Origin of the sequence: Sulfitobacter sp. HI0040, assembly GCF_001634885.1 — a bacterium.
Lineage (GTDB): Bacteria > Pseudomonadota > Alphaproteobacteria > Rhodobacterales > Rhodobacteraceae > Sulfitobacter.
Map to the genome: position 1 here is coordinate 1 of NZ_LWEX01000327.1, position 24793 is coordinate 24793.

A 24793-nucleotide genomic window follows, 5' to 3' on the forward strand; every position below is an offset into this window, starting at 1 on the left:
ACCCATTGATTTCCGCTTAGGAGCGTGATTCACGGTTCGAAAACCTAGCGGTGAACATGTCTGATCTTTTCTGGCTGACGGATTCGCAGATGGCGCGTCTTGAGCCTTTCTTCCCCAAATCCCATGGCAAGCCTCGCGTCGATGACAAGCGCGTCCTGAGCGGGATTATCTTCTTCAATCGCAATGGCTTACGATGGCGAGATGCGCCGAGGGAATATGGCCCGCACAAAACGCTCTACAACCGTTGGAAGCGCTGGAGCGATAAAGGCATCTTTGCCCAGATGATGGTCGGCTTGGCCGCTGATCACGGCGAGCAGACGACGGTCATGATCGACGCCACCTATCTGAAGGCGCATCGAACGGCGACCAGTTTGGGCGTCAAAAAAGGGGGCGTGGACGCCTGATCGGGCGCACCAAGGGCGGTATGAATACCAAGCTTCACGCCATCTGCGACAGCCAAGGACGGCCGCTGAACCTGTTCGTGACCGCTGGACAAGTCAGTGACTACATCGGTGCACGCGCACTCGTCGGCAGCCTGCCAAAGGTAGATTGGCTTCTCGGTGACCGTGGATATGACGCCGATTGGTTCAGAGAAACGTTGAAAGACAGAGGGATACGCGCATGCATCCCCGGCCGAACCCAGCGCAAGAAAACCGTCAAGTACGACAGGCGCCGCTACAAACGTCGCAATCGGATCGAGGTCATGTTTGGAAGGTTGAAGGACTGGCGGCGGGTGGCAACCCGATACGACAGATGCCCGAAGGTCTTCCTGTCAGCTATCGCCCTGGCCGCCCTCGTCATTTACTGGCTATGAGTCCTGACCCTAGTCATGTTTTTACTGAGTTGCACAAAGTGCCCATATTCAGAAAATTCCTCAATCACTTGTTTCGCTAGTGGTTTTAGAGTTTGGCTTAAACTTGCCTCGCCATACTCAACCTTGGTCAACTCAAAAAACTGCGATCCAAAGTTAACTTTCCCAAAATCTTTTGTAAGCCAATCGGACGAAAAGCCTATCGCGATGCCTAAACCGTCCTGAGCGTACGCACGCCATTGACTAAGTAGGTCTCCGTTTTCTGAAAGGCATAATGCAAAGCCTTCCGTCGAATCAGCATACCCCTCCACAATAACAGATATTACATCTACAACTTCCCGCGGCAGATCTGATTCAGTAAGCAACTGTGAGAATACGCGCCCTAGCACTCGCCCTTCCAAGCTATCGTTTGCTGCAGATAACGCTGAAAGACGAAAAGTCCGACGTTGAAAAATGGCTAGCCCCGTAGGAGTGCTGCAATAATGGTAAAGTAACCGATCAGTTGTCATCTATAAAGAATCCCTCTGATATTTTAACGCCCTAAAAAATGTTTGATTTGTCGGCAATGGACACCTTAAGAAAGGCAAATCCCTTTTTTTCCAAATAGCAGGTCAACTTTGAGCAGGCTGCGTTCCAGGATCCTCATGATTTTCCAAAGTCATGCTTAAGGTCGTGAGTGCTTAGCCTGACAGGGCCGTGCCGGACCATGCGCCCGTCCCGATAGCCCAAATTGTATTTATGGCCGAAGCCATTTTCAGGTTTGGTCTCTCGTTCTTTCGGACTGTTTCTTTGCTCATGTGGTTCTCCCTTCCGTTCGATGTTGACAGTTCAACGGCGTAAGCCAATCCCCAGAGGGCAATGAAGGTTAGAAGGCCACCGAGACAGAGAACATGACGGGGAATCGAACCCCAACCTATCAGACCTGTCAGGCTAAACACTCACTAAGACAGCATAGATATCTGATGCAGGGAAGCAACGCCCGAAAGTCTGTTTTTGGCAAGCAGCACCGCTGCAGCTGTTCCTTTCACGAATGTCAGCTTCGGACCGATAGTTGACGTTGAAATACCAACTGCCACCCCCCAATCCGATTACTTCATTCCAAAACCCCCGCCTCTTCCCCCAGCAAAAACCCCTGCGGAATAACAAACCGCTGGTCGTCCACGCGGATCACATACATGCCCTCGGCACGCTCCCAGTCCATGTCCGTTCCCACGCCCGACATCGTGGAGCTTCCGCGCATGAAAGCGCCGTGGGTGAAATAGAGCTGCCGGGCAAAGCCGTTGGGGAAGGTCGCGACGACTGTGGCGTCGCCTCCACCGCTGCGGGCGATGGCGGCGGCGCAGGTTCCCAGCGCCTGCCCCTGTTCCTGCGCGCAGGCGATCTCGCTCCGGTCGTCGTAGTCCTTGGCGCGCGCGCGTTTCTTGCTGTCGTCCCGCCCGGTGGGGATCACGCCGTCCGGCCCCCGTGCAGGGGCAAGCTGCGCCGCCCTGACATAGCCCGGCTTGCCCATGTCGAGCGGCGCGACCTCGCACCAGACGACTCCGCCCTGCGCCGCGTCGCATCCCCGGTTCGAAAGCAGTGTTCCGCCGGGCAGGGCGGCACGTTCTTCGCTGTCTTCGGCGGGGGCACGGTGGAGCTGCGCGCCTTCCGCCGTGACCTCCAACCGTCGCGGCCCACCTGCCTCCGGCGGGGCGAACCCGGTGCCTGAGGGGTTCCCTTCGGCCGATGCGCCCGTGGATATGGAGAGCGCAGAGGACAGGAGAAGGGAGAGCGGGATGGCTGAAATACGCATGGATGACCTTTCCGTGGGCGGGGCTGATGCAGCCTAACCCGGATCGGTCCGTTTTCCATGGTCAAAGTCGCGTGTTCAGCCCCGGCCACGGTAGGGCGGCACGCCCTGATCCGGGATCCAGACGCCTTCGGGCAGAGGCCCTGTCTGCCAGAACACGTCAATGGGGATACCGCCGCGCGGATACCAATAGCCCCCGATCCGCAGCCACTGCGGTTCGAGAAAATCGGCAAGGCGCCGGGCGATGGAGATCGTGCAGTCTTCGTGAAAGGCGCCATGGTTGCGGAAGGAGGTCAGGAACAGCTTGAGCGACTTGGATTCCACCAGCCACGGGCCGGGCACATAGTCGATCACCAGATGGGCAAAGTCGGGCTGGCCCGTCATCGGGCAGAGCGAGGTAAACTCCGGCGCGGTGAAACGCACGTTATAGGCCACATCGGCCTGCGGATTGGGGACGCGCTCCAATTCCGCCTCTTCGGGGCTGGCGGGGATCCGGGTCGCGCCGCCAAGTTGCTTGAGGTTGCTGTAGATATCGTCGGACATCGTGGTCTCCATCGGTCAGACGCCGCGCTTGTTGCCCCAGATCAGGACATGAAGCTGCGGCAGGATACGGGGGGCGAACCAGCCGTCGGCCATCGCCTTTTCGGTCAGCCATCCAAGGCGATCGGCCAGGGCCTGCGGATCGACCGGCACCTCCGGGTCGACCTCCGGATTGCCGGGCTGAAGGTAGAGGGCAAGATCGGGATGCCGGGCATGGGCATCGCGCGCCCAGTTGTAATCCGCGTCGTCGAAGATCACGATCTTCATCACCTGCAGGCGCGCGCCCGCCCCGGCGGTGCGGCAGGCGGTGAAGGCGTCCCAGTCCACCTCCTCCCCGCTGGAGGGGGGCTTGGGCGACAGCACCAGCGTATCGAGGTCCGAAAACCATTCCTGTGCGACGGAGCCTTGGGTTTCGCAGGCAAAGCGATAGCCCTTTGCCCGGCCCAAAGCGATCAGCGGGCCAAAATCCTGTATCGCGGGGTTGCCCCCGGAGAGGGAGATGGTGAGGGGCTGGCCGCCCGAAAGCTGCTCGATCCGCTCCCACACGGCGTCGCTTTCCATCGGGGTCCATGTATGGCGATACTTGCTTTCCACCGCATGCAGGCTGTCGCACCAGCTGCAGCGGTAGTCGCAGCCGCCAGCCCGAACGAAAACCGTAGGCTCGCCGATCAGCGCCCCTTCGCCCTGTATCGTCGGGCCGAAGATTTCGGCGATGCGCAGCGTCATGGCCGGTATTCCGCCCAGGTCTTGGGCGTCTCGCTGACCAGCACGGCGCTGGTTTCCGGCCAGCGGGCGACGCACCATTCATAGAAATGCCGCGCCATGTTCTCTGCCGTGGTGTGGCCCTCCATGACATCGTTGAGGTGCCGGTGATCGAAGGTATCGTCGATATAGGTCTTCAGCGGTTTCAAATCCTGGTAATCGCGCACGAAGCCATCCGCGTTCAACGCTTCGGCGGCGAGCTCCACCACCACGATGTAGTTATGGCCATGCAGCCGCGCGCATTGGTGATCGTCGGGCAAATGCGTCAGCTGGTGCGAGGCGGAAAAGTGGAATTCCTTGCGGATGCGGAACATCACCCCTCCTTTCGCGCGGCAATCGCTGTGCGCCAATAGTCTGGATCGGCATAGGCCGTGGGGTCTTCGACCCCGGCGAGGTCGAAAGCCTCGCGCCGTTCCACACAGGTACCGCAACGCCCGCAGTGAAGCGCGCCACCCTTGTAGCAGGACCATGTCTCGGCAAAGGGCGTGTTGTGCCGCGCGCCTTGGCGGACGATGTCGGCCTTGCTCCGCTCCACGAAGGGCGTGTGCAGCCGCACATCGGCATAGCCATCGAGTGCTGCCTGCTGCATGGCATCGAAAGCGCGGGTAAAGCCGGGGCGGCAGTCGGGATAGATGAAGTGGTCGCCCCCGTGCACGGCGGTAGCCACGGCCTCGTCCCCCTGTGCGGCGGCAAGACCGAAGCCGATCGCCAGCATGATCGCGTTGCGGTTGGGCACGACGGTAATCCGCATCGTTTCCTCGGCATAATGGCCATCCGGCACATCGACATCGTCGGTCAGGGCCGAACCGGAGAGTTCGGCGCCGATCCCGCGCATGTCGATCAGGTGAAAAGGCACGCCCAACCGCTTGGCGGCGGCTTCGGCGAACTGCACTTCCTTGCGGTGGCGCTGGCCGTAATCAAAGGAGACAAGCCGCGTGAGTTCATGCTCATCGGCAGTGATATGCGCGAGCGACACGGAATCGAGCCCGCCCGAGCAGATGACAAGTGTTTTCATGTTCTGGCCCTTGTTTTGATGTCCGGGTAGGCTGCGACCGGATGGCGCGGCTTATCTCATACCGGGCATAAATTGCAAGCGGCCCGCCGCCGCGGGGCCCGGGGCTTCCTTCTGGTGCAGGGTGATGCTACCTGTCCGGACCTTCGATCGGGGTAGGTGTGTACCGGCGCGGTCAGGGGTAATCGAGAAAGGCGGATCAGGTGGTTCCGAAGATACAGGCAGAAAAGGGTGGGGTTCCGGGTGTCCGAGAGGCTGCGCGGCTTTCGGTGGCACCCATGATGGACTGGACCGACCGTCATTGCCGATACCTTCACCGGCTCCTGTCCCCCTCGGCGCTGCTCTACACCGAAATGGTGACGGCGCCCGCCCTGGTTCGGGGTGGGGCACTGCATCTGCTCGATCACGATCCGGCGGAGCATCCCGTCGCGCTCCAGCTTGGCGGTTCCGACCCGGAGGAATTGGCGGAAGCCGCCCGGATGGGGGCCGAGGCGGGCTATGATGAGATCAACCTCAACGTGGGGTGCCCGTCCGACAGGGTGCAATCCGGGTCTTTCGGCGCCATCCAGATGGAGCGCCCGCATCTCGTGGCCCGCTGCGTCGCCGCCATGCGCCGCGCGGTGGATGTGGAGGTGACGGTGAAATGTCGTATCGGGGTCGATGCGCAAGAGCCGCGAGAGGTGTTGCCCGAATTCCTCCAGATCATTTCCGACGCAGGCTGCGAACGGGTGACCGTGCATGCCCGCAAGGCGTGGCTGCAGGGGCTTTCGCCTAAGGAAAACAGGGAAATCCCGCCGCTCGACTATGACATCGTGCGGGACATGAAGGCGCGTTTCAGCCATCTGCACCTGTCGATCAACGGCGGCATCACCACGCTCGACGCGGTGGAAGGGTTCCTCGACGACGGGCTTGATGGCGTCATGATCGGGCGGGCGGCCTATCATTCGCCTGCGCAGGTGCTCTGCGGGGCGGAGCGCCGGATTTTCGGCAGGCCGGGCGGCCTTTCGGCGGAAGAAGCGGCCCAAGCGATGATCCCTTATGCGAATGCCCATGTGGCGGGGGGCGGGCGGCTCAATCAAGTCACACGGCATATGCTGGGTCTGTTCGCCGGGCGGCCCGGTGCCCGGGCATGGCGGCGCTGCCTGTCCGAAGGGGCCGCGCGACCGGGGGCCGACGGCAGCCTCATCGCCGAGGCGCTCACCCGTCTGGAGGGGGTGGCAGAGGCCCCCGCGACGGTGTAGCAGGAACCGGGGTCAGGCTCGGCTCCGCCGGGACGGAGACCGCGATGACCGATATGACCCTTCTGATCGAAATGGGTATTCTGCTGGCTGTGATCGGCGGCCTTGCGGGGGTGCTCGCGGGGCTTCTGGGGGTCGGCGGCGGCATCGTTCTGGTGCCTGCATTCTTCTATGCCTTTCAGACGCTTGGCTATGGGGGCCCCGGTCTGATGCAGATCTGCCTTGCGACCTCGCTCGCGACGATCATCGTCACCTCGCTGCGGTCCGTGGCGTCGCATCATCGCAAGGGCGCGGTGGAATGGGACATCCTGCGCAGCTGGGCGCCCGGTATCGTCATCGGGGCCATCATCGGCATGCTTGTGGTGGCGCAATTGCGCAGTACGACGCTGCAGGCGATCTTTGGCGGGCTGGCGCTGATCGTGGGGCTGTACATGGGCTTCGGGCGGGCGCATTGGCGGCTGGGGCATCAGATGCCGCGCGGGTTCACGCGGGCCGCCCTGTCGCCGGCGATGGGGTTTCTTTCGGTGCTCATGGGGATCGGCGGGGGCAGTTTCGGCGTCCCGCTGATGAGCCTGTTCGGCGTGCCGATCCATCGCGCCGTGGCGACGGCGGCGGGCTTCGGCGTGCTCATCGCGGTGCCCTCGGTCATCGGGTTCCTGATGGTGGAACCGCTGGCACCGGTGCCGCCCTTCACGCTGGGCGCGGTGAACCTGCCCGCCTTCGTCATCGTTATCGCCATGACGCTGCTGACCGCGCCGCTTGGGGTGAAGCTTGCGCATTCGATGGACCCCAAACCGCTCAAACGGGTCTTTGCGGTGTTTCTCGTGCTCGTGGCGCTCAACATGCTGCGCAAGGCGCTGCTGGGGTGAGCGGCGGGGCCTCTCCCGGCTTTCATGTCTTTGCGCATGAAGACGGGGTGGCGCGCTGGTCCGCCGCGGCGGCCGGGGTGGCGCAAGAGATCCTCGCACAGCTTCACCCCGAAGATCTGCGCCACCGGGACACATGGTTTCCCGGCGTCGACCGATTGCCCAATGCCGCTGACGGCAGCATCCGGGGAGTACCTCTCACGGGCGCGTGGCGCGACCATGTGCCGGAGACGGCATTCTGGCACCGGGCGCAGCTTTCGGTCGTCTTTCCCGGATATCCCCGCCGCGACGAGAGCGAGACGGAAGCCGCGCACCGCTACCGTGTCCGCCGTGCGGCGGCCCATGTGGATGGGCTTTTGCCGGAAGGACCTGAGCGGCGGCGCTTTCTGAGGGAGGCTCATGCCTTCATCCTCGGCCTGCCGCTCAATGTGGTGGATGCCGCGCCGCTGACCGTCTGGCCCGGAAGTCATCTGACGATGGGGCAAGCCCTGCGGGAGGCTGTTGGAACGGCACCCCCCGGGACCGTCGATCTGACGGAGGCGTATCACGCCGCGCGGCGCGTCGTCTTCGACCGGATCGAACCTGTCCGGGTGGTGGCCCGACCGGGTCAGGCGATCCTGCTGCACCGGCACGTGCTGCACGGCGTCGCGCCATGGGGAGGCGCAGGGCGGGACGGGGCGCGGTCGCGGGACCAGCAGCCGAGGATGATCGCCTATTTCCGACCGGAACTGCCGGGGGGCGGCCCCTGGCTTGCGGCTGACTGAAGCGGCTGCGCGGCCCCCTTGCCGCCGGTTCGAAATCGAAGGACAACGGGCGGCATGACGACAACCGTGTTCCTCGCCGTTCTCTGTGCCGCGCTTTTGCACGCGGGCTGGAACGCGCTCGTGAAGGGCGGGGCGGACAAGCGGGTGAACATGAGCGGCGTCATCATCGGCCATCTTCCCGCGTCCCTGCTGGCCTTGGCCGTCGCGCCTGCGCCCGACTTGGCGAGCTGGCCCTACCTGCTGGCGGGCATGGCCTGTCATTTCGGCTACCAGATATTCCTGCTCAATGCTTACCGGGCCGGTGATCTGAGCCAGGTCTACCCCATCGCCCGGGGCACGGCGCCGCTAATCGTGGCTGCGGTATCGGTCCTGTTTCTTGGCGTGGTGCTTGCCCCGCTGGAGCTGGCGGCGGTTGCGATCATCGCGCTGGGGCTAATGAGCATGGCGCTGGTGCGCCAGTCCGACGGGACGCGCAACCTGCCTGCGGCCCGGCTCGCCGTGATCACGGGTTGTTTCATTGCGGCCTATTCGCTGGTGGACGGGCTGGGCGCGCGGGTATCGGGCAGCCCGCTGGGATTCTACGCATGGCTCGGGACCCTGAACGCCCTGATCTTTGCCGCCTACATGCGGATCACCGCGCCCGGAGTGCTGACGCAGATGCGCGTCTCGGGCAAGCGCGTCTTCTGGGTGGGAGGGACGGCGTCCTTCGTGGCCTATGCCATCGTGGTCTGGGCTTTCACACAGGCCCCCATCGCGCTGGTCACGGCGCTGCGGGAAACCAGCATCGTCTTCGCGCTGGGGATCGGCGTCTTCTTTTTCGGCGAGAAGATGAACCTCCCCAAGTTGCTTGCCACCTTCGCGACCCTGTCGGGGGCGTTGCTGCTTCGGTTGGCACGGCTTTAACCTTCGGGGAAATGGCCGCCGTGGTGGCCGCCGCCGCGTGAGGGTCACGGTATCTTCGCCGAATGACCCGATCCTCGCCCCATTCCCGCCACGTTGCCCCGGAATATTGCCGGAATAGAAACAATAAACGTAACGAGGCAGGTTTATGGCACCGATGATGATAAGCGGCGAAGCAGGATGCGTTCATTTCGGCGGAAAGCGGCGGGCAGGGGGAAACCTGATGCTTGCCCGCAGTTTCGCGCGGGTGTCCCGTTTTGCGGATAACCTGAACCATGCGCCCATGGGCTACGACGGCGCGCGGACCTCGGACGACGTCATGGATTTTCTGCGCAAGATCGCTGCCGGTCGCTAAGCCGCGCGCCGATCTCAACCGCGCCCGTTGCCAAGCCGGGCGGCACGACCGCCCCGCCGCCGCTTCAGCGCCTGCCCCCGGTCGGGCAGTTCCGCAAGCACCGCGCGCCGTTCCGGCATGCTCATCCGCGACCAGCTGGCGATTTCGTCGATCGAGCGTAAACACCCCGTGCAAAGCCGCGTTTCGGGATGCACGACACAGACCTTGATGCAGGGGCTCTCGACTTCGTCGCGCTTCCAGATGTCGTCGTTCATATCCGCCCTTCGGTCGCCCGCAGCACGCGCAAACGGTCCAGCAATCCCTGAAGTATATAGCTCGCCGCCACGTGGTCGATGACCTCTGCGCGACGTCTGCGTGACGTATCCGCCTCCAACAGGGCGCGTTCGGCCGCGACGGTGGACAATCGTTCATCCCAGAAGGTGATCGGCAGGGGGGTGAGCCGGACGAAGTTGCGCGCAAAGGCGCGGGTCGACTGGCAGCGCGGCCCTTCGCTGCCGTCCATGTTGCGCGGCAGGCCGAGCACGATCCCGGCAATGTTCCGCGCCGAAATGAGTTCGGCGAGCCGGGCCGCATCCAACGTGAACTTGCGCCTGCGCACAGTTTCCAGCGGGGAGGCGACCGAGAGCATGGAATCGCTTACCGCCACGCCGATCGTCTTGTCGCCGAGGTCGAGCCCCATGAGAGCGCGCATCGGGGGAAGGGCCGCCGCGAAATCGCCGACATCCTCGTGGATCACTCCGCCACTCCGGCCTGTGCGCCTGCCGCCCTGATCCGGTCCAGCGCCCCGGGGTCATCCGCGAAGACTTCCAGCGCGTTGTCGTAGATATCGCGAGCCTCATCCGCGCGTTCCAGCACACCGAGCGAGGTGATCAGCCGCGCCCAATCCGTCGGTGGGCCGCCTTCTGCGGCCAGACGCTCCGACAGGCCCGCCACCATGTTGCCGATCATGGCCATCCGGTCCTCGGCGGTCATCTGGCCGGCGGCCTCGATGTCGGCGGCGCTGGGGCCGCGCGGGGCGGGGCCGGTCCGTCCGGCGGGCGGGATTTCATAGGCTTCACCGGCCTGTTCCGCCACGGCGGCGATCTGCAGGCGGATCGGCTCCATCCACGGGGCATCCGCCGGACCGCGCTGCAGCAGGCGGTCCCAGTGGCGCAGCGCAAGGTCGGGCCGCCCGGTCTGGGCGAACATCAGGCCGATGTAATAGCGCGCAGCGCCGCTTTCGGGGTCACGCCCCAGAATGGAGCGCAGCACCGTTTCCGCCTCGGGCGAGACATAGCCGCCCGCCGCGGCAACCAGCAGTTCGGCGTAGTCCTCCACGTCCGACAGCGTTCCCTCGGCGCCCTTGATCCGCAGCACCGCTTCCTGTGCGCGGGCGGCGGCGGCATAGTTACCGATGCGCGCCTCGTTCTGTGCGAGCAGCGTGTTGCCCTGCAGATCGTCGGGGCGTTCCGCGACGGTGGCACGCAGTTTTTCCATGAGGTCGAGATAGGCCTCCGTCACGCCTTCGGGGGCGGGGCTGGGGGGCATCGATGCTTCGGCACTGGCCTGATCCGGGCGGTTGGCGCGCAGTTCTTCAGCAAAGGCGATCCTGTCGGCCAACGCGAAGTCGCCATATCCGGGCTGCCCCATCCAGCCATAGAGCGCGAGGCTGCCCGCGATAAGCACGGTTGCCACGCCGCCCGCCAGCAGCTTGCCCGAAGGACCTGCGCCCGCGACGCGGTGGCGGTCGGCGGCGGCATCGGCGGCGAGGATACGGCGCGAAATCTCTGTCCGGGTGCGTTCGGCGTCGGCCTCGGAAAGCAGGCCACGCGACTGGTCACGCTCCACTTCGGCTAGCTGATCGCGATAGACCGACAGGTCCTTCGCGGCCGCCGCGGCCTCATCCGAGAGGCCGGCGGTGCGATGCGCCCAGACGGCGCGGCCGATGGGAACGCTGACGAAAAGGGCCATCAAGGCCGCTGTGGCCCAAAAGATCACGGGAGTATGCCTGTCTTTGTCATGGGGGGTATGTAGCCTGTGCGGCCTTGCGAAAAAAGGGGCCATTTGGCGCAGCCGCGGCGCTGCGGCGCAATTGCGGTCCATGTCGCAAAACTGCTAAGCAATGCCGCGCGGAGTATCCTCTTTTTCCTCCGCATCACCAGAACGGTAAGAGCTGCCGCAGGCGGCGCGAATCCGCGCATGGACGTGCGGCGACAGATCGGGGAATGCCGGAATGAAGAAATATTCAGCCTTTGCCGTGGCCCGGGAGGCCATGCGCCATCACACCGGCTGGAACCGCGCCTGGCGGGACGCACAGCCAAAGAAGCGCTACGATGTGATCATCGTGGGTGCGGGCGGGCACGGGTTGGCGACGGCCTATTATCTTGGCAAGAACTTCGGAATCACCAATGTCGCCATTCTGGAAAAGGGCTGGCTGGGGGGCGGCAATACCGGGCGCAACACCACGATCATCCGGTCGAACTACCTGCAGGATCCCTCCGCCGCGATCTACGAAAAGGCGCGCAGTCTCTATGAGACCATGAGCCAGGATCTGAACTACAACGTGATGTTCAGCCCCCGGGGCGTGATCATGCTGGCGCAGACCGAACATGAGGTGCGCGGCTACAAGCGGACGGCCCACGCCAATGCGCTGCAGGGCGTCAAGACAGAATTCATCGGACCGGAGCGGGTCAAGCAGCTGGTGCCGATCATCGATCTGGACGGTCCGCGCTATCCGGTGCTGGGCGGGCTTTGGCAGGCCCGGGGCGGGACCGCACGGCATGACGCCGTGGCCTGGGGCTATGCCCGCGCCTGTTCGGACATGGGCATGGATGTGATCCAGAAATGCGAGGTCACCGGCATCCGGCAGGAAGGCGGCAAGGTCACCGGCGTCTCCACCAATCGCGGCGACATCGATTGCGACAAGCTGGGGATCGTGGTGGCGGGCCATTCGGGACATCTGGCCGATATGGCGGGCTTCCGTCTGCCGATCGAAAGCGTGGCTCTGCAGGCGCTCGTGTCCGAGCCGATCAAACCCTGCATGGACGTGGTCGTGATGGCCAATACCGTCCATGGCTACATGAGCCAGTCCGACAAGGGCGAAATGGTCATCGGCGGCGGCACCGACGGCTACAACAACTACACCCAGCGCGGATCCTTCCACCATATCGAGGAAACGGTCCGCGCCCTGATCGAAACCTTCCCGATGATCTCGCGCCTGAAGATGCTGCGCCAGTGGGGCGGCATCGTGGATGTGACGGGCGACCGCTCCCCCATTCTGTCGAAAACCCCGGTGGAGGGTGTGTTCGTCAACTGCGGCTGGGGCACTGGCGGCTTCAAGGCGATCCCCGGGTCAGGCTGGGGCATGGCCGAACTGATGGCAAAGGGCCATTCGCCGCTGACAGAGGCCTTCGGCCTGAACCGCTTCCGCGAAGGCCGTTTCATCGACGAAAGCGTCGCGGCAGGGGTCGCACACTGATGGCTGTTTCCCGCTCACAACGGTGTGTTTCCGCGATGCCGCGGAACTGCGCCGCAGATCAGCACGTTTTGTCCACAGTTGAATATACTGAAGGAACAAACCAATGGCTGACCCAGAAAGAAACGTCTCGGAACGCACCACGACCACGACCACGACCACCGATAACGGTGGCAGCGGCATGGGATTCATCGTGGGGGCGCTCGTCGTCATCGTCGCCATCATCGCCTATTTCCTCTTCGTTGGCGCCGACACGGACACCGCCGGGGGCGACATCAACGTCACCGTCGAAGGTTCGGACACTGCACCCGCAGCGGACGCAGTGGAAGGCACTGCCGTGGAAGGCACTGTGGCGACCGACTGACGCGAACCACCTAGAAAACGTAAACGACCGGAACGCCGGGCGCAGCACTGCGTCCGGCGTTTCGCGTGGCCGCATGCCCGCCAGAGCAGGGCGGCCTTTCGACATGCCAGCCATAGGAGCACAGCCATGCTGATCCTCACCTGTCCCAACTGCGGCGTCACCGCCGAGGAAACGGAATTTCACGCGGGCGGCGAGGCGCATCTGAAGCGGTTCGGTCCCGGTTCGTCAGAAGAGGAGTTCGAAGGCTACCTGTTCATGCGGTCGAATCCGAAAGGCGTCCATTTCGAACGCTGGCGTCATGCCTATGGCTGCGGCAAGTGGTTCCACGTGGCCCGCGATACCACGACGCTTGAAGTCTTCGGCAGCTATTCCGCCCAGACGACCGAACCGCCGCAGGACATTCTGGACACGATCGAGGATCGCCGGCCCGGCTGGTCCCCCGCGGAACGTCCGGCATGACCGGCTTCATCCTTTGCCGTCTCCGCTGCGGGCACACCGCAATTGTCATGATCGAAGGCCACAGCACCTTCGCAGTATCCGAGGTTTGACATCATGAGCACCAGACTCGCCACAGGCGGACGCCTGCTGAACAAATCCCGCGCGGTGGATTTCACCTTCAACGGTCGCCAGATGCGCGGCTTCGAAGGCGATACGCTGGCCTCCGCGCTGCTGGCCAACGATCAGGTGCTGGTGGGCCGCTCGTTCAAATACCATCGCCCGCGCGGCATCGTGGCGGCAGGCCCGGAGGAGCCGAATGGGCTGGTGAACCTCGGCACCGATGGCAAGTTCGAACCGAACCAGCGCGTCACCACGACCGAACTATATGACGGGCTGACCGCGCAGAGCCAGAACCACTGGCCAAGCCTCGAATTCGACGTGGGCGCCATCAACAAGCATCTGTCGCGCTTTCTGCCGGCGGGCTTTTACTACAAGACGTTCATGTATCCGCGTGCTTTCTGGAAGTACGTCTATGAACCGATCATCCGCAAGTCCGCCGGGCTGGGCAAGGCGCCCACCGACCGGGACGTGGATACCTACGAACATTTCTATGCCTTCTGTGACGTGTTGGTCATCGGCGGCGGGGTCGCGGGGCTGGAGGCTGCGCGGACAGCCGGGCGCAGCGGCGCGCGGGTTCTGCTGCTGGAGCAGACCGCCCACTGGGGCGGTCGCGCGCCCGTCGACGGCGGCACCATCGACGGCGCCCCGGTGGAGACCTACCTGGCCGACATCATCGCCGAACTTGAAGCCATGGAAAACGTGCGCATGCGCAACCGCACCATGGGGGCGGGTGTCTATGACCACGGCTATGTGCTGGGCTACGAACGGCTGCGCGATCACGCGCCCGACGAGCAGGGCCCCCGGCACCGTCTCTGGCGGATCCGGGCGGGCCATATCATCACGGCGACCGGCGCGTTGGAGCGCCCGCTCAGCTTTGCCGGAAACGACATTCCCGGCGTGATGCTCGCTTCTGCGGTGCGCGACTACGTGGTCAACCACGGGGTGTCCGTGGGGGACCGTACGGTCGTCGTGACGAACAACGACAATGCCTATCTGACGGCAATCGCGCTCAAACACGCAGGATTGGACGTGCCGGTGATCCTCGATGCGCGGGTGCTGCCGCAGGACAGCGAGTTGATGGCACAGGCCAAGGCGCTGGGTGTGCGGGTGCTGATGGGCCACGGGATTTCCAAGGTAAACGGCACCAAGCGCGTCACGTCCGTCGATATCTGCAGCCAGGCCGGCGAAGGCGCGGTGCTGGAAAGCGTGAATTGCGACGCGGTCGCGATGTCGGGCGGCTGGTCGCCGGTGGTGCATCTGTGGTCCCACTGCGGCGGCAAGCTGCGCTGGGATACCGCCCATGCCTGTTTCAGCCCCGATACCGATCATGCGCCCAAGGGCGCGGACGGTCTGGGTTTCGTCACCCCGGCAGGGGCCGCCAGCGGCATGTTCGCGCTCGATGACGTGCTGCACGATGCCCATGCCGCTGCCGACGGCGTTGTCACCAGCCTCGGTTTCAAGCTGCCCAAGGACAGCACCGCCCCCGTGGCGGAACGGCGCGAGGATGCGCCGATGGCCCCGGTCTGGCTGATGCCGCAGGGCGCGGGGGTAAAGCTGCGCGAAAAGGCATGGCTCGACTATCAGAACGACGTGAAGGTCTCCGACGTGCGGCTGGCCGCGCAGGAAGGCTTCGTTTCGGTCGAACACGCCAAACGCTACACCACGCTCGGCATGGCGACAGATCAGGGAAAGCTTAGCAATATCAACGGTCTGGCAGTGCTGGCCGGAACGCTCAACGCGGAGATTCCCGCCGTGGGCACGACGACCTTCCGCCCGCCCTATCATCCGATTTCGATGGGCGCCATCGGCGGCGAGGCGCGCGGCCCGGTGTTCCAGCCCGTCCGCCGGACACCGATGCACGACTGGCATGACAAGAACGGCGCGGTCTGGGAGCCTGTCGGCCAGTGGCGCCGCCCCTATGCCTACGCCCGCGCCGGTGAAAGCACCCATGACGCGGTGATGCGCGAAGTTACCAATACACGGCACAAACTGGGCCTGCTGGATGCCTCAACCCTGGGCAAGATCATCGTCAAGGGGCCGGACGCGGGCAAATTCCTCGACATGATGTACACCAACATGATGTCGACGCTGAAACCGGGCAAATGCCGCTACGGGTTGATGTGCTCCGAAAACGGCTTCCTCATCGACGACGGCGTCGTGGCGCGGATCGACGATGATACCTGGCTTTGCCATACCACCACCGGCGGGGCGGATCGGATCCATGGCCACATGGAAGAATGGCTCCAGACCGAATGGTGGGACTGGCAGGTGCATGTCGCCAATGTGACGGAGCAATATGCCCAGATCGCGGTGGTCGGGCCCAATGCGCGCAAGTGCCTCGAAAAGCTCGGCGGCATGGATGTGAGCAAGGATGCGCTTGCCTTCATGGAATGGGCGGACGGCACTCTTGGCGGGTTCCAGTGCCGGGTCTACCGGATCTCCTTCTCCGGCGAATTGAGCTACGAGATCGCGGTCGATGCGGGGCAGGGGCAGGCCTTCTGGGATGCGCTGATGGTCGCGGGCAACGATCTGGGTGTCATGCCCTACGGGACCGAATGCCTGCACATCCTGCGCGCCGAAAAGGGCTTCATCATGATCGGCGACGAAAGCGACGGCACGATCATCCCGCAGGACCTCGGCCTTGGCTGGGCGATTTCCAAAAAGAAGGACGATTACCTCGGCAAGCGCGCACAGGAACGGTCGCATATGACCGATCCCAACCGCTGGAAGCTCGTGGGGCTGGAAACCACCGACGGCAGCACCCTGCCGGACGGGGCCTATGCCGTGGGCGAGGGCGAGAACGAGAATGGCCAGCGCAACATGATCGGGCGGGTGACGTCGACCTACCATTCGCCGACGCTGGATCGCGGCATCGCGATGGGGCTCGTGCTGAACGGCCCGGACCGGATGGGCGAAGTGCTGCGCTTCCCCGGAACCGATGGCAAGACCTATGAGGCGCGGATCGTCGATCCGGTCTTCTACGACAAGGAAGGGGAGAAGCAGAATGTCTGAACCCGTCAGCGCCCTGAACAACATCAGCCACACCGGCGGCATCGCCTCGATCTCCGAGATTGGCCCACTGGGCATGATCACCCTGCGCGGCGATTTGTCCGCCGGGTGGATGCGCAAGGCCGTCAGCGCCGCCGGGGGGGTCAACCTGCCCGAACAGGGGCGCAGCAACTTCGAAAGCGATCGGGGCGTGGCTTGGATGTCGCCCGATGAACTCTTGCTGATCTGTCCCTACGACGAGGTATCGGACCGGTTGGAACGGGTGCAGGGGGCATTTGCCAACCGTTTCGCACTGGCTGTCAATGTCTCGGACGCGCGCGCCGTCTTTGATGTGAGCGGCCCCGCCGCGCGCGAAGTGGTGGCAAAGCTCGCCCCGGTGGATCTCGCACCCGGGGAGTTCGAGCCGGGTCAGTTCCGCCGCACACGGCTCGCCCAAGTTCCCGCCGCGCTCTGGATGCTGGAGGAGGACCGCATTCGCCTTGTCGTTTTCCGCTCTGTCGCGCGCTATGTCTTCGATCTTCTGTCCGTGGCCGCGCAGCCGGGGTCCGAGGTCGGGCATTTCTGATCGTTGAGGCGCCGGTTCGGTACAGGCGGCCAGGACCCGGCAGCGAAGCGTCGGATAGGGTACGCCAGAGCCATCGCGATGCTGCTTGTACTGGGGGCCGGGCCCGTGCAGGCGGAAGGTCTGCTCTATGACTGCGACATGCGCGATATCGAACGGGGGCGGGGCTGGATCTCTCCCAAGATCGCGCTGGTCGTGCCGGGGGATGGAAGCGTCACCGTCGTCGATGCGATCACGCTGCTCTTTACCGGCAGTACCGTGCCGGGCACATTGGTACGCGATGACGCGAAACGGCTCATCGTCAAATGGAGCGTTCCGGACGTTCGCGCCGACAATGGCCGCAGCTTCGCGCACTTCGACTATCGCGCGTCGCTGGCAAAAAGCACCGGCTTGCTGGACCTCACCGCGGGGCCGCGGAGTTCCGAACGTGGGTTCAGAAGCCGCGGAAACTGCCGTCCGCGGCGTGGATAGCCATGGAACCGGGCCATCAGGCAGGCGTTGACCTTGACGAAGGCCCTGTGAACGCATCATGTGGCCCACGGAAATACCAAAGAGGAGGCCCACCCGATGGCTTTTGAACTTCCCGATCTTCCCTACGCCCATGACGCTCTCGCATCCAAGGGGATGTCGAAGGAGACGCTGGAATATCACCATGACAAGCACCACAAGGCATATGTGGACAATGGCAACAAGCTCCTGAACGACAGCGAGCACAAGGACAAGTCCCTCGAAGAGATCGTCAAGGCGACCTACGATCCCTCGGGCGTGCCGCAGTCCGGCCTTTTCAACAACGCCTCGCAGCACTGGAATCACAAGCAGTTCTGGGAGATGATGGGCCCCGGCGACGCGGGCATGCCCGGCGAGCTGGAAAAGGCGATCAACGAAAGCTTCGGTTCGGTCGACAAGTTCAAGGACGAGTTCAAGACGAAGGGCGGCGGCCAGTTCGGCTCCGGCTGGGTCTGGCTGGTCAAGGATACAGACGGCAGCCTGAAGGTCACAAATACCGCCAATGGCATCAACCCGCTTTGCTTCGATCAGACCGCGCTGCTGGGCTGCGATGTCTGGGAACATTCCTACTACATCGATTTCCGCAACGCCCGGCCCGACTACCTGACCAACTTCCTTGACAAGTTGGTCAACTGGGAAAACGTCGCGAGCCGTATGTAAATACCTGCACGAGCGAGATTTTTCAGGCCCCGTCGGTTCATCCGGCGGGGCTTTGTCATGGAACCGGGGGGCAGGGGCGGCGTTGGTCCTTCAGAAACATCGAATGGAGGATTCCACCATGGCCGAGCGTAAGAGATCGAAGGACGGTGTTCGGGAGACCGAAAAGATCGTGAACACCGATTCCGGCGTTCAGCAGCAGGGCCGCGAGGGCGGCAACCTGCAGCGGGACGTGGCCACACAGGATGAAAAGAAGCGCAGCACGGAAACCCCTGCAGGCGCGACCCGTGTCACCGGTGAAGACAAGCGCAAGCATGGAGAGGACGAATGACCAAGTTGAAGAACGGCACATGGGTTCTGATTGCCGACGGCGAAAAGGCGTTGATCCTTGAAAACCAGACCGACGGAGAAGACCCGTTTCTGGAGGTTGTGCGCAAGGAAGAACAGGAAAACCCGCCCAACCGCGAACAGGCGGCAAACCGGCGCGGGCGCTTTAACGATGGCCCGTCGGTTCACCGGTCCGCTGTGGATGACACGGATTGGCACCAACTTGCCAAGGACCGGTTCGCCGGGGAGCTTGCCGATATCCTGTACAAGCAGGCCCACAAGGGCAATTTCGACAGCATCGTTCTGGTGGCCGACCCGGGCACGCTCGGGGAATTGCGGAGCGAATTGCATCAGGAAGTCTCCGACAAGGTGATCGGTGAAGTGCCGAAAACCCTGACCAATCACCCGATCGACGACATCGAGAAAATCGTGAAATCGGAACTCGCTTGATTATTGTTTCCCCGGCGCCGACAATCGTGCTGCGCCGGGGCCTTCGTTTCAGAATTGTACTCTGACGCACGGCGGGGATTGTTGCGCTGCAGCAACGCCTCACGATTGCGGTGAAGTGAACCGCCGGGGCGCAATGAGTCAGCCAATGCGCTCTTCTGGAGACCGACGGCGGTATGCGGCCATTTGCCGTCGTTTCCTCGTTTGGGGGAGGAAAGGAAGACGACGCTCAGAGCATTACCGGCTTAGGCTTCCCTCCACTCCGACTCGCTCCCGCGAGCCGGACAAATCGCATCACTCCTCCAGAAGCTTTTCCAGCTCCCGCAGCGCGCCGTCCGCATCGGGAACTTCCTTGAAATACCCCAGCAGGCTTTCATCCGCGAAACCTTCGCTCACGATATGGCGCATCATGCTCATTAACGGCGTCCAGTAACCGTTTGTATTAACGATGATAACCGGCTTTTCATGCAGGCCCAGCTGCCGCCATGTGAGCACTTCGAAAAACTCGTCGAGCGACCCCGCGCCGCCGGGCAGGACAACCACGGCATCGCAGTTCATGAACATCACTTTCTTTCGTTCATGCATCGTTTCGGTCACCACATATCGCGTCAGATCGGTCTTTCCGACCTCCCAATCGACGAGATGGCGGGGGATCACCCCGAAGGTATCTGCCCCGGCCAGCTGCGCCGCGCGGGCCACGGTGCCCATCAGGCCGACGTCGCCGGCACCGTAAACCAGTCGCCAGTCCCGCGCCGCGATGCCCTTTCCGAGCGTTTCGGCATCACTGGCGAAGGCCGGGTCGCTGCCCGGGCGGGAGCCGCAATATACGCAGATGGAACGGTGGGGCATGAGATATCCTGTCTTGAAAATGCTCGAAGGGCTTCACTGTGTTTTGACCGGCGTAAACCCGCTTGCTAGAAAGGAATGACATCAGGGGGATGGATGCAATGGCGAAAGCGCGCAGGGGCAGAGGCCGGCTGTTCGGCATACTGGCGACCGGGCTTCTGGTCGCCGCGGCCATTGCCTTTGTCGCTTGGTGGGATGTGCGGATGGATATTCCCCCGGACCCCGAAACTGTCGCGACCGCCGTGAAGCGGGAAGATGGGGGCGCACCTCCTGTCGCCACTGCCATCGGTTCCGACGATGGGTCTGTGGCGGCGGTATCCCCCGGCGCACCTGCGGGCGCGCCGCTCCCGCCGCCAGCGCCCGAACTGGCGGAGGCGGAGCTCTCTGCCGATGGGGCGGGCGATGTCGCGGTGGAAGCGGATGCAGCGCCTGTCGAGACGGATACCACGGTCACCCGGATCGGTGAGCCGCCCGCGCCATCGGAAACCCCCGCCGCGCCGGAGCCGTCTGACGCGGCGCAGCGCGCGGCCCAGATCGAACCGCAGGAGAGCGCGACCGTCGCGCCGGGTTCCGACCCCGAAACACCCGAAGGGAAAGACGAGAACTCCACACGCCCCGAGGGCATCGCGGCTGTTTCGCCCGAGCCCGAAGGTCAAAGCGTCGCGGCATTGTCTGATCCCTCCGAAACCGCGCCCTCCGCGACCCCCACTCAGGACGTGACCGCAGAGAAGTCCGATCCCGATGCGGATATCGCCGAAAGCACCCCGACCCCTTCCGCTCAGACCATTTCCCCCGCCTTCGACGAGTTGCGCAGGGAAGAGGACGGCCTGACCGTCATCGCGGGCCGCGCCTCCCCCGGGGCGCGGGTGGAGGTGTTGCAGGATGGCCGCCCCGTGGCCACCGCCACGGCGGATGGCAGCGGCAAGTTTGCCGCCATCGCCTTTGTCCCGCTGGACGGCGAAGGGCATATCCTTTCCCTCACCCAGACCTCCGACGGGCAGACCCTGCGTTCGGATGAGGACGTGATCCTCGCCCCCCTCGTCGCCGCTTTGGCGGAGGATTCAGCCGGGGCGGACAGGGCACAGGTCGTTACCTTGCAGGGGGCCGAACAGGATGCGCCTTTTGAGACCGGGCCGAGTGTAGCGGCTGACGGGGATGAGACGACGGGCTCAGAAGGTCCGGTTGCGGCTCTCGATAGCGCCGAGGCGGATAGTAGCAATGTGACCCGACCTATGGCGGGCGCGGAAGCGGAACCCCCTGTGCAGGGGAGCGAGGCGATTCCGTCAGACAGCAAAGATCTTGCGGAGGCTGACCCGGCGCCAACCGCGCCAGGGGATGGGGATGAAAGCACGCTGGCGGAAGCGCCAACCGCACAACCGCCCGCTGACCGTTTGGCGGCATCCGAAAATGTAGAAACCGAGGCCCCAGCGACCTCACCGCAAGCCGTCCCCGCTGCGACCGGAGAAGGGACACAAACCGCCGGCACCGACGCCAGCCCCGGCACGGCAGGGCAAGAGGCACCGGCTGTGCAGACCGCTGCGCCATCGCCTGACGCCGCCCCCGTGACGGGAGGTGGTGGCACCGAACTCGCCGCACTTGCCCCGCAGCCCGACCCGGCAGAGACCGCACCGCCTAGCCCCACTTCGGGCGCGATCCTGCGGGCCGACCGCAACGGGGTGGAGGTGATGACACCCGCCAGCCCCCAAGTCATGTCCAACGTCGCCCTCGATACCATCAGCTATTCGGAAACCGGCGACGTGCAACTGGCGGGGCGGGCGCAGTCCGACGCCACGCAAATCCGCGTCTATCTGAACAACAACGCGATCATCGATCTTGCCGTGGATGGCGAAGGCCGCTGGCGGGGCGATCTGCCGAACGTGGATGAAGGGATCTATACCCTTCGCGTGGACGAGATGGACGCCGAAGGCACCATCACCAGCCGGGTGGAGACGCCGTTCAAACGCGAATCCGCCGAGAACCTTGCCGCGGCGACGCGCAGTGGGGACGGTCCGGTCAGCGTGGTGACGGTGCAGAAGGGCGATACGCTCTGGGCGATCTCGCGGGAGCGCTATGGTGACGGTCTGCTCTATGTCCGCGTGTTCGAGGCCAATTCAGACGATATCCGCGATCCGGACCTGATCTACCCGGGGCAGGTTTTCGACCTGCCGAAGTAGGGCTGCTCGGCCCCGTCATCGGCCGGGACTGGCAACCCATCGCGCGCTGTCCTATGTAGACGGCTAACAAGTTCAGGACATTTCATGCCAGCCGATACCGCCCGCGCATCGCGCCCCAAGGCCGATGTAACCTCACCCATGACCGAAGAAGAGATCGCGGAGGCGGCAGAACGGCAGTCGAGCTTGCTGGTTCTGCGCAAGGTCGCGCCCTATCTCTGGCCCTCCGACATGCCTTGGGTCAAGCACCGGGTGATCTGGGCCATGGTCGCGCTGGTGGTGGCCAAACTGGTCACTGTCGCCACGCCGGTGTTCTACAAGGGCGCGGTCGACGCGCTATCGGGCGAAGGCGCGCCCATGCTGGCGCTGGGGGCCATCGGTCTGACGGTGGCTTACGGCATGGCGCGGCTGATGGGCGTGGGGTTCCAGCAGGTGCGCGATGCGGTTTTTGCCCGCGTGGGGCAGCGGGCCTTGCGGATGCTGGCGCTGGAAACCTTCGAGCATATTCACAAGCTGTCGCTGCGCTATCACATCACGCGCAAGACCGGCGGGCTGAGCCGCATCATCGAGCGGGGCGTCAAGGGGGTCGATTTCCTTTTGCGGTTCCTGCTGTTTTCCATCGGGCCATTGATCCTCGAACTCATACTCGTGGGGATCATCCTCGCCGTTCTGTTCGATTTCTGGTATCTCGTCGTCGTTGCGGTGACCATCGCGCTCTATGTCTGGTTCACCTTCTCGGTGACCGAATACCGGGTGAAGCTGCGGCGGCAGATGAACGATCAGGACACCGACGCCAACCAGAAGGCGATCGACAGTCTGCTGAACTATGAAACGGTCAAGTATTTCGGCGCGGAGCATCGCGAAGCCGCGCGCTATGACATGGCGATGGCAGGCTACGAGGAAGCCGCGATCAAGACCAACTATTCGTTGGCATTCCTCAATTTCGGGCAATCGCTGCTGATTACAGCGGGTCTCGTGATCGTCATGGTCATGGCGGCGGTGGGCGTGCAGAACGGTGATCTGACCGTCGGCGATTTCGTCATGGTCAACGCCTATATGATCCAGTTGACCGTGCCGCTGAACTTCCTCGGTACGGTCTACCGCGAGATCCGGCAGGCCCTGGTGGACATGGGTCAGATGTTCCACCTGCTGGAACAGCCCGCCGAGATCACAGACAAGCCTGACGCCGCCGACCTTCGGGTAGAGGGCGGGCGCGTCACCTTCGATGATGTCCGCTTCGGCTACGACCCCGACCGGGCGATCCTCAAGGGCGTCTCGCTCGAAGCGCAACCGGGGGAGACGGTGGCCATCGTCGGCTCCACCGGCTCCGGCAAATCCACCATCGGTCGGTTGCTGTTCCGCTTTTACGATGTGCAAGGCGGCGCGGTGCGGATCGACGGGCAGGATATCCGCGACGTGACGCAGGACAGCCTGCATCAGGCGATCGGGGTCGTGCCGCAGGACACCGTGCTCTTCAACGACACCATCGGCTACAACATCGCATACGGGCGGGACGAGGCGACGCGGGACGAGGTCATCGCCGCCGCCAAGGCCGCGCAGATCCACGATTTCATCAACCGCCTGCCACAGGGCTATGACACGATGGTGGGTGAACGGGGGCTGAAGCTGTCGGGGGGTGAGAAACAGCGCGTCGGTATCGCCCGGACCTTGCTGAAGGACCCGCCCATCCTGCTGCTGGACGAAGCGACAAGTGCGCTCGACAGCGAGACCGAGCATGAGATTCAGGATGCCCTGCGTGCCGCCGGTCAGGGGCGTACTGTGCTGACCATCGCGCACCGGCTGTCCACCATCGCGGAGGCCGACCGCATCGTGGTGCTGGAACAGGGCGAGATCATCGAGCAGGGCACCCATGAGGCGCTTTTGGCCGAGAGCGGCCGGTACGCGCAGCTCTGGCATCGTCAGCAGTCCGAAGGGGACGGTGCTTGAACGCAAGGCGGAAGGATTATCCCGAAACGCCGGACGGGCGGTATTTCGTCGCCAAGGGCAGGCTGTGGCGCAAGACGGATCCCCGCCTGTCAGACAGTGAGCGGCGCGCGGCGGTGAAGGCGCTGATGCAGGCCCGGATGGCCGTGAAACACGCGGATACCGAAGCCGCGACCCGCGCGGCGCGCGCCGCAGTGGACGCCGCCAAGCAACGGTTGGGGGAACGTGGCCCGGTCTGGTGGGATGACGGCACGCCCGATGAAGGCAACAGGCATCCGTGCAACACGCGGTACGCGGCGTGGTGGGCTGCACTGGATGAAGAGGCACGGGCGCGCGGTAGCTGAACGCGGCCCGTGCGGATCGATTTCGGGCGCTGGGTTCAGCTTCCCTCGGCGATGGCCTTGCTCGTCAGCTTGTCGAGCGCGCCTGCCATTTTCTCCAGATACTCGGCGTCTTCCGGCAGGCCGTGCATTTCGGCAAGGGTTTCGGGCTGGTGATAGACCACATGCACCTGACCCTTGTCGTCCGCATAGGCCAGCACCCGCATCGGCAGGTCGAGGCCGGCGGTCTGCTTGTCCTTCATCGCCGGGGTGCCGAGTTCGGGGTTGCCGAAGATCAAGAGCTGCGTCGGGCGCAGTTCCATATCGGCCTTCATCGCGCCTTCGGCGTGATCGACCCGGGCGAAAACGGTCGCACCCGCGTCTTCGACAGCGGATTCCAGACGGTCGATCGTATCGGGAACCGAATGCGGGCTCATTTTGTGGACAAGATCGGCGGCCATGGCGGGAAATGCGAGTGTCGCGCCCAGAACGGCGGCGCTCAATGTGCGTAGCATAATGGCTCAACTCCTTATGTGTGAACACATCAGGTTAGCGCTGCATCGGGAGCGGACTAGGGGCGCGGCGGGCAC

At 63.8% G+C, this 24793-nt stretch carries 29 protein-coding genes; 18 read left to right on the forward strand and 11 right to left on the reverse strand.

The features are described from left to right. Window positions 1-56 precede the first annotated feature (56 nt). A protein-coding gene (locus tag A3728_RS22405) for an IS5 family transposase (RefSeq protein ID WP_150120826.1) occupies window positions 57-814 on the forward strand; the annotation gives its coding sequence in 2 pieces (ribosomal slippage) (window positions 57-393 and window positions 393-814; 759 coding nt in all). On the opposite strand, the gene A3728_RS22410 is transcribed toward A3728_RS22405, so the two are convergent. The 6 genes from A3728_RS22410 to queC all read right to left on the reverse strand — a co-directional run bounded on the left by A3728_RS22410 (window position 802) and on the right by queC (window position 4917). Beyond that, window positions 802-1320, reverse strand: a complete 519-nt coding sequence (locus A3728_RS22410; RefSeq protein WP_082851044.1) for a DUF2971 domain-containing protein — start codon at window positions 1318-1320, stop codon at window positions 802-804. The two genes, A3728_RS22405 and A3728_RS22410, sit on opposite strands and share 13 nt — an antisense overlap. A gap of 584 nt (window positions 1321-1904) precedes the next feature. Next, window positions 1905-2603: a hypothetical protein gene (locus A3728_RS14560; RefSeq protein WP_067925108.1), complete on the reverse strand. Its 699-nt coding sequence runs from the start codon at window positions 2601-2603 to the stop codon at window positions 1905-1907. A 75-nt stretch (window positions 2604-2678) separates the two neighbouring features. Beyond that, a complete protein-coding gene (gene queF, locus A3728_RS14565) occupies window positions 2679-3143 on the reverse strand; it encodes a preQ(1) synthase (RefSeq protein WP_067925199.1) in 465 nt (154 codons plus the stop codon). Between the two features lie 15 nt (window positions 3144-3158). Next, window positions 3159-3866, reverse strand: coding sequence for a 7-carboxy-7-deazaguanine synthase QueE (gene queE, locus A3728_RS14570; RefSeq protein ID WP_067925111.1), 708 nt, complete (start codon window positions 3864-3866; stop codon window positions 3159-3161). Beyond that, entirely contained in the window at window positions 3863-4216 is a 354-nt protein-coding gene (queD, locus tag A3728_RS14575; protein ID WP_067925114.1) for a 6-carboxytetrahydropterin synthase QueD, read from the reverse strand. Before queD ends, queE begins: the two co-directional genes overlap by 4 nt. Beyond that, window positions 4216-4917 (reverse strand): 7-cyano-7-deazaguanine synthase QueC, encoded by a 702-nt coding sequence (gene queC, locus A3728_RS14580; RefSeq protein ID WP_067925117.1) that lies wholly within the window; start codon window positions 4915-4917, stop codon window positions 4216-4218. Before queC ends, queD begins: the two co-directional genes overlap by 1 nt. Before the next feature lie 200 nt (window positions 4918-5117). Here queC and dusA point away from each other — a divergent pair, with 200 nt between their 5' ends. The 5 genes from dusA to A3728_RS23870 all read left to right on the forward strand — a co-directional run bounded on the left by dusA (window position 5118) and on the right by A3728_RS23870 (window position 9037). Further along, window positions 5118-6155 carry a tRNA dihydrouridine(20/20a) synthase DusA gene (gene dusA / locus A3728_RS14585; protein WP_269084741.1) on the forward strand — a complete coding sequence of 346 codons (1038 nt, stop codon included), beginning with the start codon at window positions 5118-5120 and terminating at the stop codon, window positions 6153-6155. 44 nt (window positions 6156-6199) lie between these two features. Beyond that, window positions 6200-7021 carry a sulfite exporter TauE/SafE family protein gene (locus tag A3728_RS14590; protein WP_067925120.1) on the forward strand — a complete coding sequence of 274 codons (822 nt, stop codon included), beginning with the start codon at window positions 6200-6202 and terminating at the stop codon, window positions 7019-7021. After that, window positions 7018-7782, forward strand: coding sequence for a hypothetical protein (locus A3728_RS14595; RefSeq protein WP_067925122.1), 765 nt, complete (start codon window positions 7018-7020; stop codon window positions 7780-7782). The genes A3728_RS14590 and A3728_RS14595 overlap by 4 nt, the downstream gene beginning before the upstream one ends. A gap of 54 nt (window positions 7783-7836) precedes the next feature. Next, complete coding sequence (locus A3728_RS14600) at window positions 7837-8685, forward strand: EamA family transporter (protein WP_067925124.1); 849 nt, start codon at window positions 7837-7839, stop codon at window positions 8683-8685. A gap of 220 nt (window positions 8686-8905) precedes the next feature. Next, on the forward strand, window positions 8906-9037 hold the full coding sequence (locus A3728_RS23870; RefSeq protein ID WP_269084733.1) for a hypothetical protein: 132 nt from the start codon (window positions 8906-8908) through the stop codon (window positions 9035-9037). A 14-nt stretch (window positions 9038-9051) separates the two neighbouring features. Here the strand turns inward: A3728_RS23870 and A3728_RS14610 are convergent, their stop codons facing one another. The 3 genes from A3728_RS14610 to ccmI are packed head-to-tail and all read right to left on the reverse strand — an operon-like array spanning window position 9052 to window position 11014. After that, entirely contained in the window at window positions 9052-9291 is a 240-nt protein-coding gene (locus tag A3728_RS14610) for a DUF1289 domain-containing protein (RefSeq protein ID WP_067925135.1), read from the reverse strand. Next, on the reverse strand, window positions 9288-9728 hold the full coding sequence (ruvX, locus tag A3728_RS14615; RefSeq protein ID WP_443069055.1) for a Holliday junction resolvase RuvX: 441 nt from the start codon (window positions 9726-9728) through the stop codon (window positions 9288-9290). Before ruvX ends, A3728_RS14610 begins: the two co-directional genes overlap by 4 nt. A 41-nt stretch (window positions 9729-9769) precedes the next feature. Then, complete coding sequence (gene ccmI / locus A3728_RS14620) at window positions 9770-11014, reverse strand: c-type cytochrome biogenesis protein CcmI (protein ID WP_067925140.1); 1245 nt, start codon at window positions 11012-11014, stop codon at window positions 9770-9772. 235 nt (window positions 11015-11249) lie between these two features. Here ccmI and A3728_RS14625 point away from each other — a divergent pair, with 235 nt between their 5' ends. The 9 genes from A3728_RS14625 (at window position 11250) to A3728_RS14665 (ending at window position 18925) form a co-directional block, all read left to right on the forward strand. Then, window positions 11250-12494 (forward strand): sarcosine oxidase subunit beta family protein, encoded by a 1245-nt coding sequence (locus A3728_RS14625; protein WP_067925143.1) that lies wholly within the window; start codon window positions 11250-11252, stop codon window positions 12492-12494. Between the two features lie 103 nt (window positions 12495-12597). Continuing rightward, a complete protein-coding gene (locus A3728_RS14630) occupies window positions 12598-12855 on the forward strand; it encodes a hypothetical protein (protein WP_067925146.1) in 258 nt (85 codons plus the stop codon). A gap of 126 nt (window positions 12856-12981) precedes the next feature. After that, entirely contained in the window at window positions 12982-13314 is a 333-nt protein-coding gene (locus A3728_RS14635) for a sarcosine oxidase subunit delta (protein WP_067925149.1), read from the forward strand. A gap of 93 nt (window positions 13315-13407) precedes the next feature. Then, window positions 13408-16425, forward strand: a complete 3018-nt coding sequence (locus tag A3728_RS14640) for a sarcosine oxidase subunit alpha family protein (RefSeq protein WP_067925152.1) — start codon at window positions 13408-13410, stop codon at window positions 16423-16425. Then, complete coding sequence (locus tag A3728_RS14645; RefSeq protein WP_067925155.1) at window positions 16418-16987, forward strand: sarcosine oxidase subunit gamma; 570 nt, start codon at window positions 16418-16420, stop codon at window positions 16985-16987. The genes A3728_RS14640 and A3728_RS14645 overlap by 8 nt, the downstream gene beginning before the upstream one ends. A 78-nt stretch (window positions 16988-17065) precedes the next feature. Next, window positions 17066-17455 carry a hypothetical protein gene (locus tag A3728_RS14650; protein WP_067925158.1) on the forward strand — a complete coding sequence of 130 codons (390 nt, stop codon included), beginning with the start codon at window positions 17066-17068 and terminating at the stop codon, window positions 17453-17455. A gap of 96 nt (window positions 17456-17551) precedes the next feature. Beyond that, window positions 17552-18151, forward strand: a complete 600-nt coding sequence (locus A3728_RS14655; RefSeq protein WP_067925161.1) for a superoxide dismutase — start codon at window positions 17552-17554, stop codon at window positions 18149-18151. A gap of 103 nt (window positions 18152-18254) precedes the next feature. Then, window positions 18255-18479: a hypothetical protein gene (locus tag A3728_RS14660; RefSeq protein ID WP_443069054.1), complete on the forward strand. Its 225-nt coding sequence runs from the start codon at window positions 18255-18257 to the stop codon at window positions 18477-18479. Continuing rightward, the gene (locus A3728_RS14665) at window positions 18476-18925 is read left to right on the forward strand and encodes a host attachment family protein (RefSeq protein ID WP_067925164.1); all 450 of its coding nucleotides are present in this window, start codon (window positions 18476-18478) and stop codon (window positions 18923-18925) included. The genes A3728_RS14660 and A3728_RS14665 overlap by 4 nt, the downstream gene beginning before the upstream one ends. Window positions 18926-19216: 291 nt before the next feature. On the opposite strand, the gene A3728_RS14670 is transcribed toward A3728_RS14665, so the two are convergent. Then, entirely contained in the window at window positions 19217-19771 is a 555-nt protein-coding gene (locus A3728_RS14670; protein WP_067925167.1) for a TIGR00730 family Rossman fold protein, read from the reverse strand. A gap of 98 nt (window positions 19772-19869) precedes the next feature. On the opposite strand from A3728_RS14670, the gene A3728_RS14675 reads away from it, so the two are divergent. The 3 genes from A3728_RS14675 (at window position 19870) to A3728_RS14685 (ending at window position 24227) form a co-directional block, all read left to right on the forward strand. Beyond that, window positions 19870-21942, forward strand: a complete 2073-nt coding sequence (locus A3728_RS14675) for a LysM peptidoglycan-binding domain-containing protein (RefSeq protein ID WP_150120828.1) — start codon at window positions 19870-19872, stop codon at window positions 21940-21942. A gap of 84 nt (window positions 21943-22026) precedes the next feature. Next, window positions 22027-23886 carry an ABCB family ABC transporter ATP-binding protein/permease gene (locus A3728_RS14680; protein WP_067925173.1) on the forward strand — a complete coding sequence of 620 codons (1860 nt, stop codon included), beginning with the start codon at window positions 22027-22029 and terminating at the stop codon, window positions 23884-23886. After that, window positions 23883-24227, forward strand: a complete 345-nt coding sequence (locus A3728_RS14685; RefSeq protein WP_067925176.1) for a hypothetical protein — start codon at window positions 23883-23885, stop codon at window positions 24225-24227. The genes A3728_RS14680 and A3728_RS14685 overlap by 4 nt, the downstream gene beginning before the upstream one ends. A 35-nt stretch (window positions 24228-24262) precedes the next feature. Here A3728_RS14685 and A3728_RS14690 read toward each other — a convergent pair whose 3' ends face one another. Beyond that, on the reverse strand, window positions 24263-24718 hold the full coding sequence (locus tag A3728_RS14690) for a DUF302 domain-containing protein (protein ID WP_067925179.1): 456 nt from the start codon (window positions 24716-24718) through the stop codon (window positions 24263-24265). Window positions 24719-24793: the final 75 nt, after the last annotated feature.

Coding starts and splice junctions, on each gene's coding strand:
- A3728_RS22410 (WP_082851044.1), bottom strand. CDS start 1,320: ATGACAACTGATCGGTTACTTTACCATTATTGCAGCACTCCTACGGGG.
- A3728_RS14560 (WP_067925108.1), bottom strand. CDS start 2,603: ATGCGTATTTCAGCCATCCCGCTCTCCCTTCTCCTGTCCTCTGCGCTC.
- queF (WP_067925199.1), bottom strand. CDS start 3,143: ATGTCCGACGATATCTACAGCAACCTCAAGCAACTTGGCGGCGCGACC.
- queE (WP_067925111.1), bottom strand. CDS start 3,866: ATGACGCTGCGCATCGCCGAAATCTTCGGCCCGACGATACAGGGCGAA.
- queD (WP_067925114.1), bottom strand. CDS start 4,216: ATGTTCCGCATCCGCAAGGAATTCCACTTTTCCGCCTCGCACCAGCTG.
- queC (WP_067925117.1), bottom strand. CDS start 4,917: ATGAAAACACTTGTCATCTGCTCGGGCGGGCTCGATTCCGTGTCGCTC.
- A3728_RS14590 (WP_067925120.1), top strand. CDS start 6,200: ATGACCGATATGACCCTTCTGATCGAAATGGGTATTCTGCTGGCTGTG.
- A3728_RS14600 (WP_067925124.1), top strand. CDS start 7,837: ATGACGACAACCGTGTTCCTCGCCGTTCTCTGTGCCGCGCTTTTGCAC.
- A3728_RS23870 (WP_269084733.1), top strand. CDS start 8,906: ATGCTTGCCCGCAGTTTCGCGCGGGTGTCCCGTTTTGCGGATAACCTG.
- A3728_RS14610 (WP_067925135.1), bottom strand. CDS start 9,291: ATGAACGACGACATCTGGAAGCGCGACGAAGTCGAGAGCCCCTGCATC.
- ruvX (WP_443069055.1), bottom strand. CDS start 9,728: ATGCGCGCTCTCATGGGGCTCGACCTCGGCGACAAGACGATCGGCGTG.
- A3728_RS14625 (WP_067925143.1), top strand. CDS start 11,250: ATGAAGAAATATTCAGCCTTTGCCGTGGCCCGGGAGGCCATGCGCCAT.
- A3728_RS14630 (WP_067925146.1), top strand. CDS start 12,598: ATGGCTGACCCAGAAAGAAACGTCTCGGAACGCACCACGACCACGACC.
- A3728_RS14635 (WP_067925149.1), top strand. CDS start 12,982: ATGCTGATCCTCACCTGTCCCAACTGCGGCGTCACCGCCGAGGAAACG.
- A3728_RS14640 (WP_067925152.1), top strand. CDS start 13,408: ATGAGCACCAGACTCGCCACAGGCGGACGCCTGCTGAACAAATCCCGC.
- A3728_RS14645 (WP_067925155.1), top strand. CDS start 16,418: ATGTCTGAACCCGTCAGCGCCCTGAACAACATCAGCCACACCGGCGGC.
- A3728_RS14650 (WP_067925158.1), top strand. CDS start 17,066: ATGCTGCTTGTACTGGGGGCCGGGCCCGTGCAGGCGGAAGGTCTGCTC.
- A3728_RS14655 (WP_067925161.1), top strand. CDS start 17,552: ATGGCTTTTGAACTTCCCGATCTTCCCTACGCCCATGACGCTCTCGCA.
- A3728_RS14660 (WP_443069054.1), top strand. CDS start 18,255: ATGGAGGATTCCACCATGGCCGAGCGTAAGAGATCGAAGGACGGTGTT.
- A3728_RS14665 (WP_067925164.1), top strand. CDS start 18,476: ATGACCAAGTTGAAGAACGGCACATGGGTTCTGATTGCCGACGGCGAA.
- A3728_RS14670 (WP_067925167.1), bottom strand. CDS start 19,771: ATGCCCCACCGTTCCATCTGCGTATATTGCGGCTCCCGCCCGGGCAGC.
- A3728_RS14675 (WP_150120828.1), top strand. CDS start 19,870: ATGGCGAAAGCGCGCAGGGGCAGAGGCCGGCTGTTCGGCATACTGGCG.
- A3728_RS14680 (WP_067925173.1), top strand. CDS start 22,027: ATGCCAGCCGATACCGCCCGCGCATCGCGCCCCAAGGCCGATGTAACC.
- A3728_RS14690 (WP_067925179.1), bottom strand. CDS start 24,718: ATGCTACGCACATTGAGCGCCGCCGTTCTGGGCGCGACACTCGCATTT.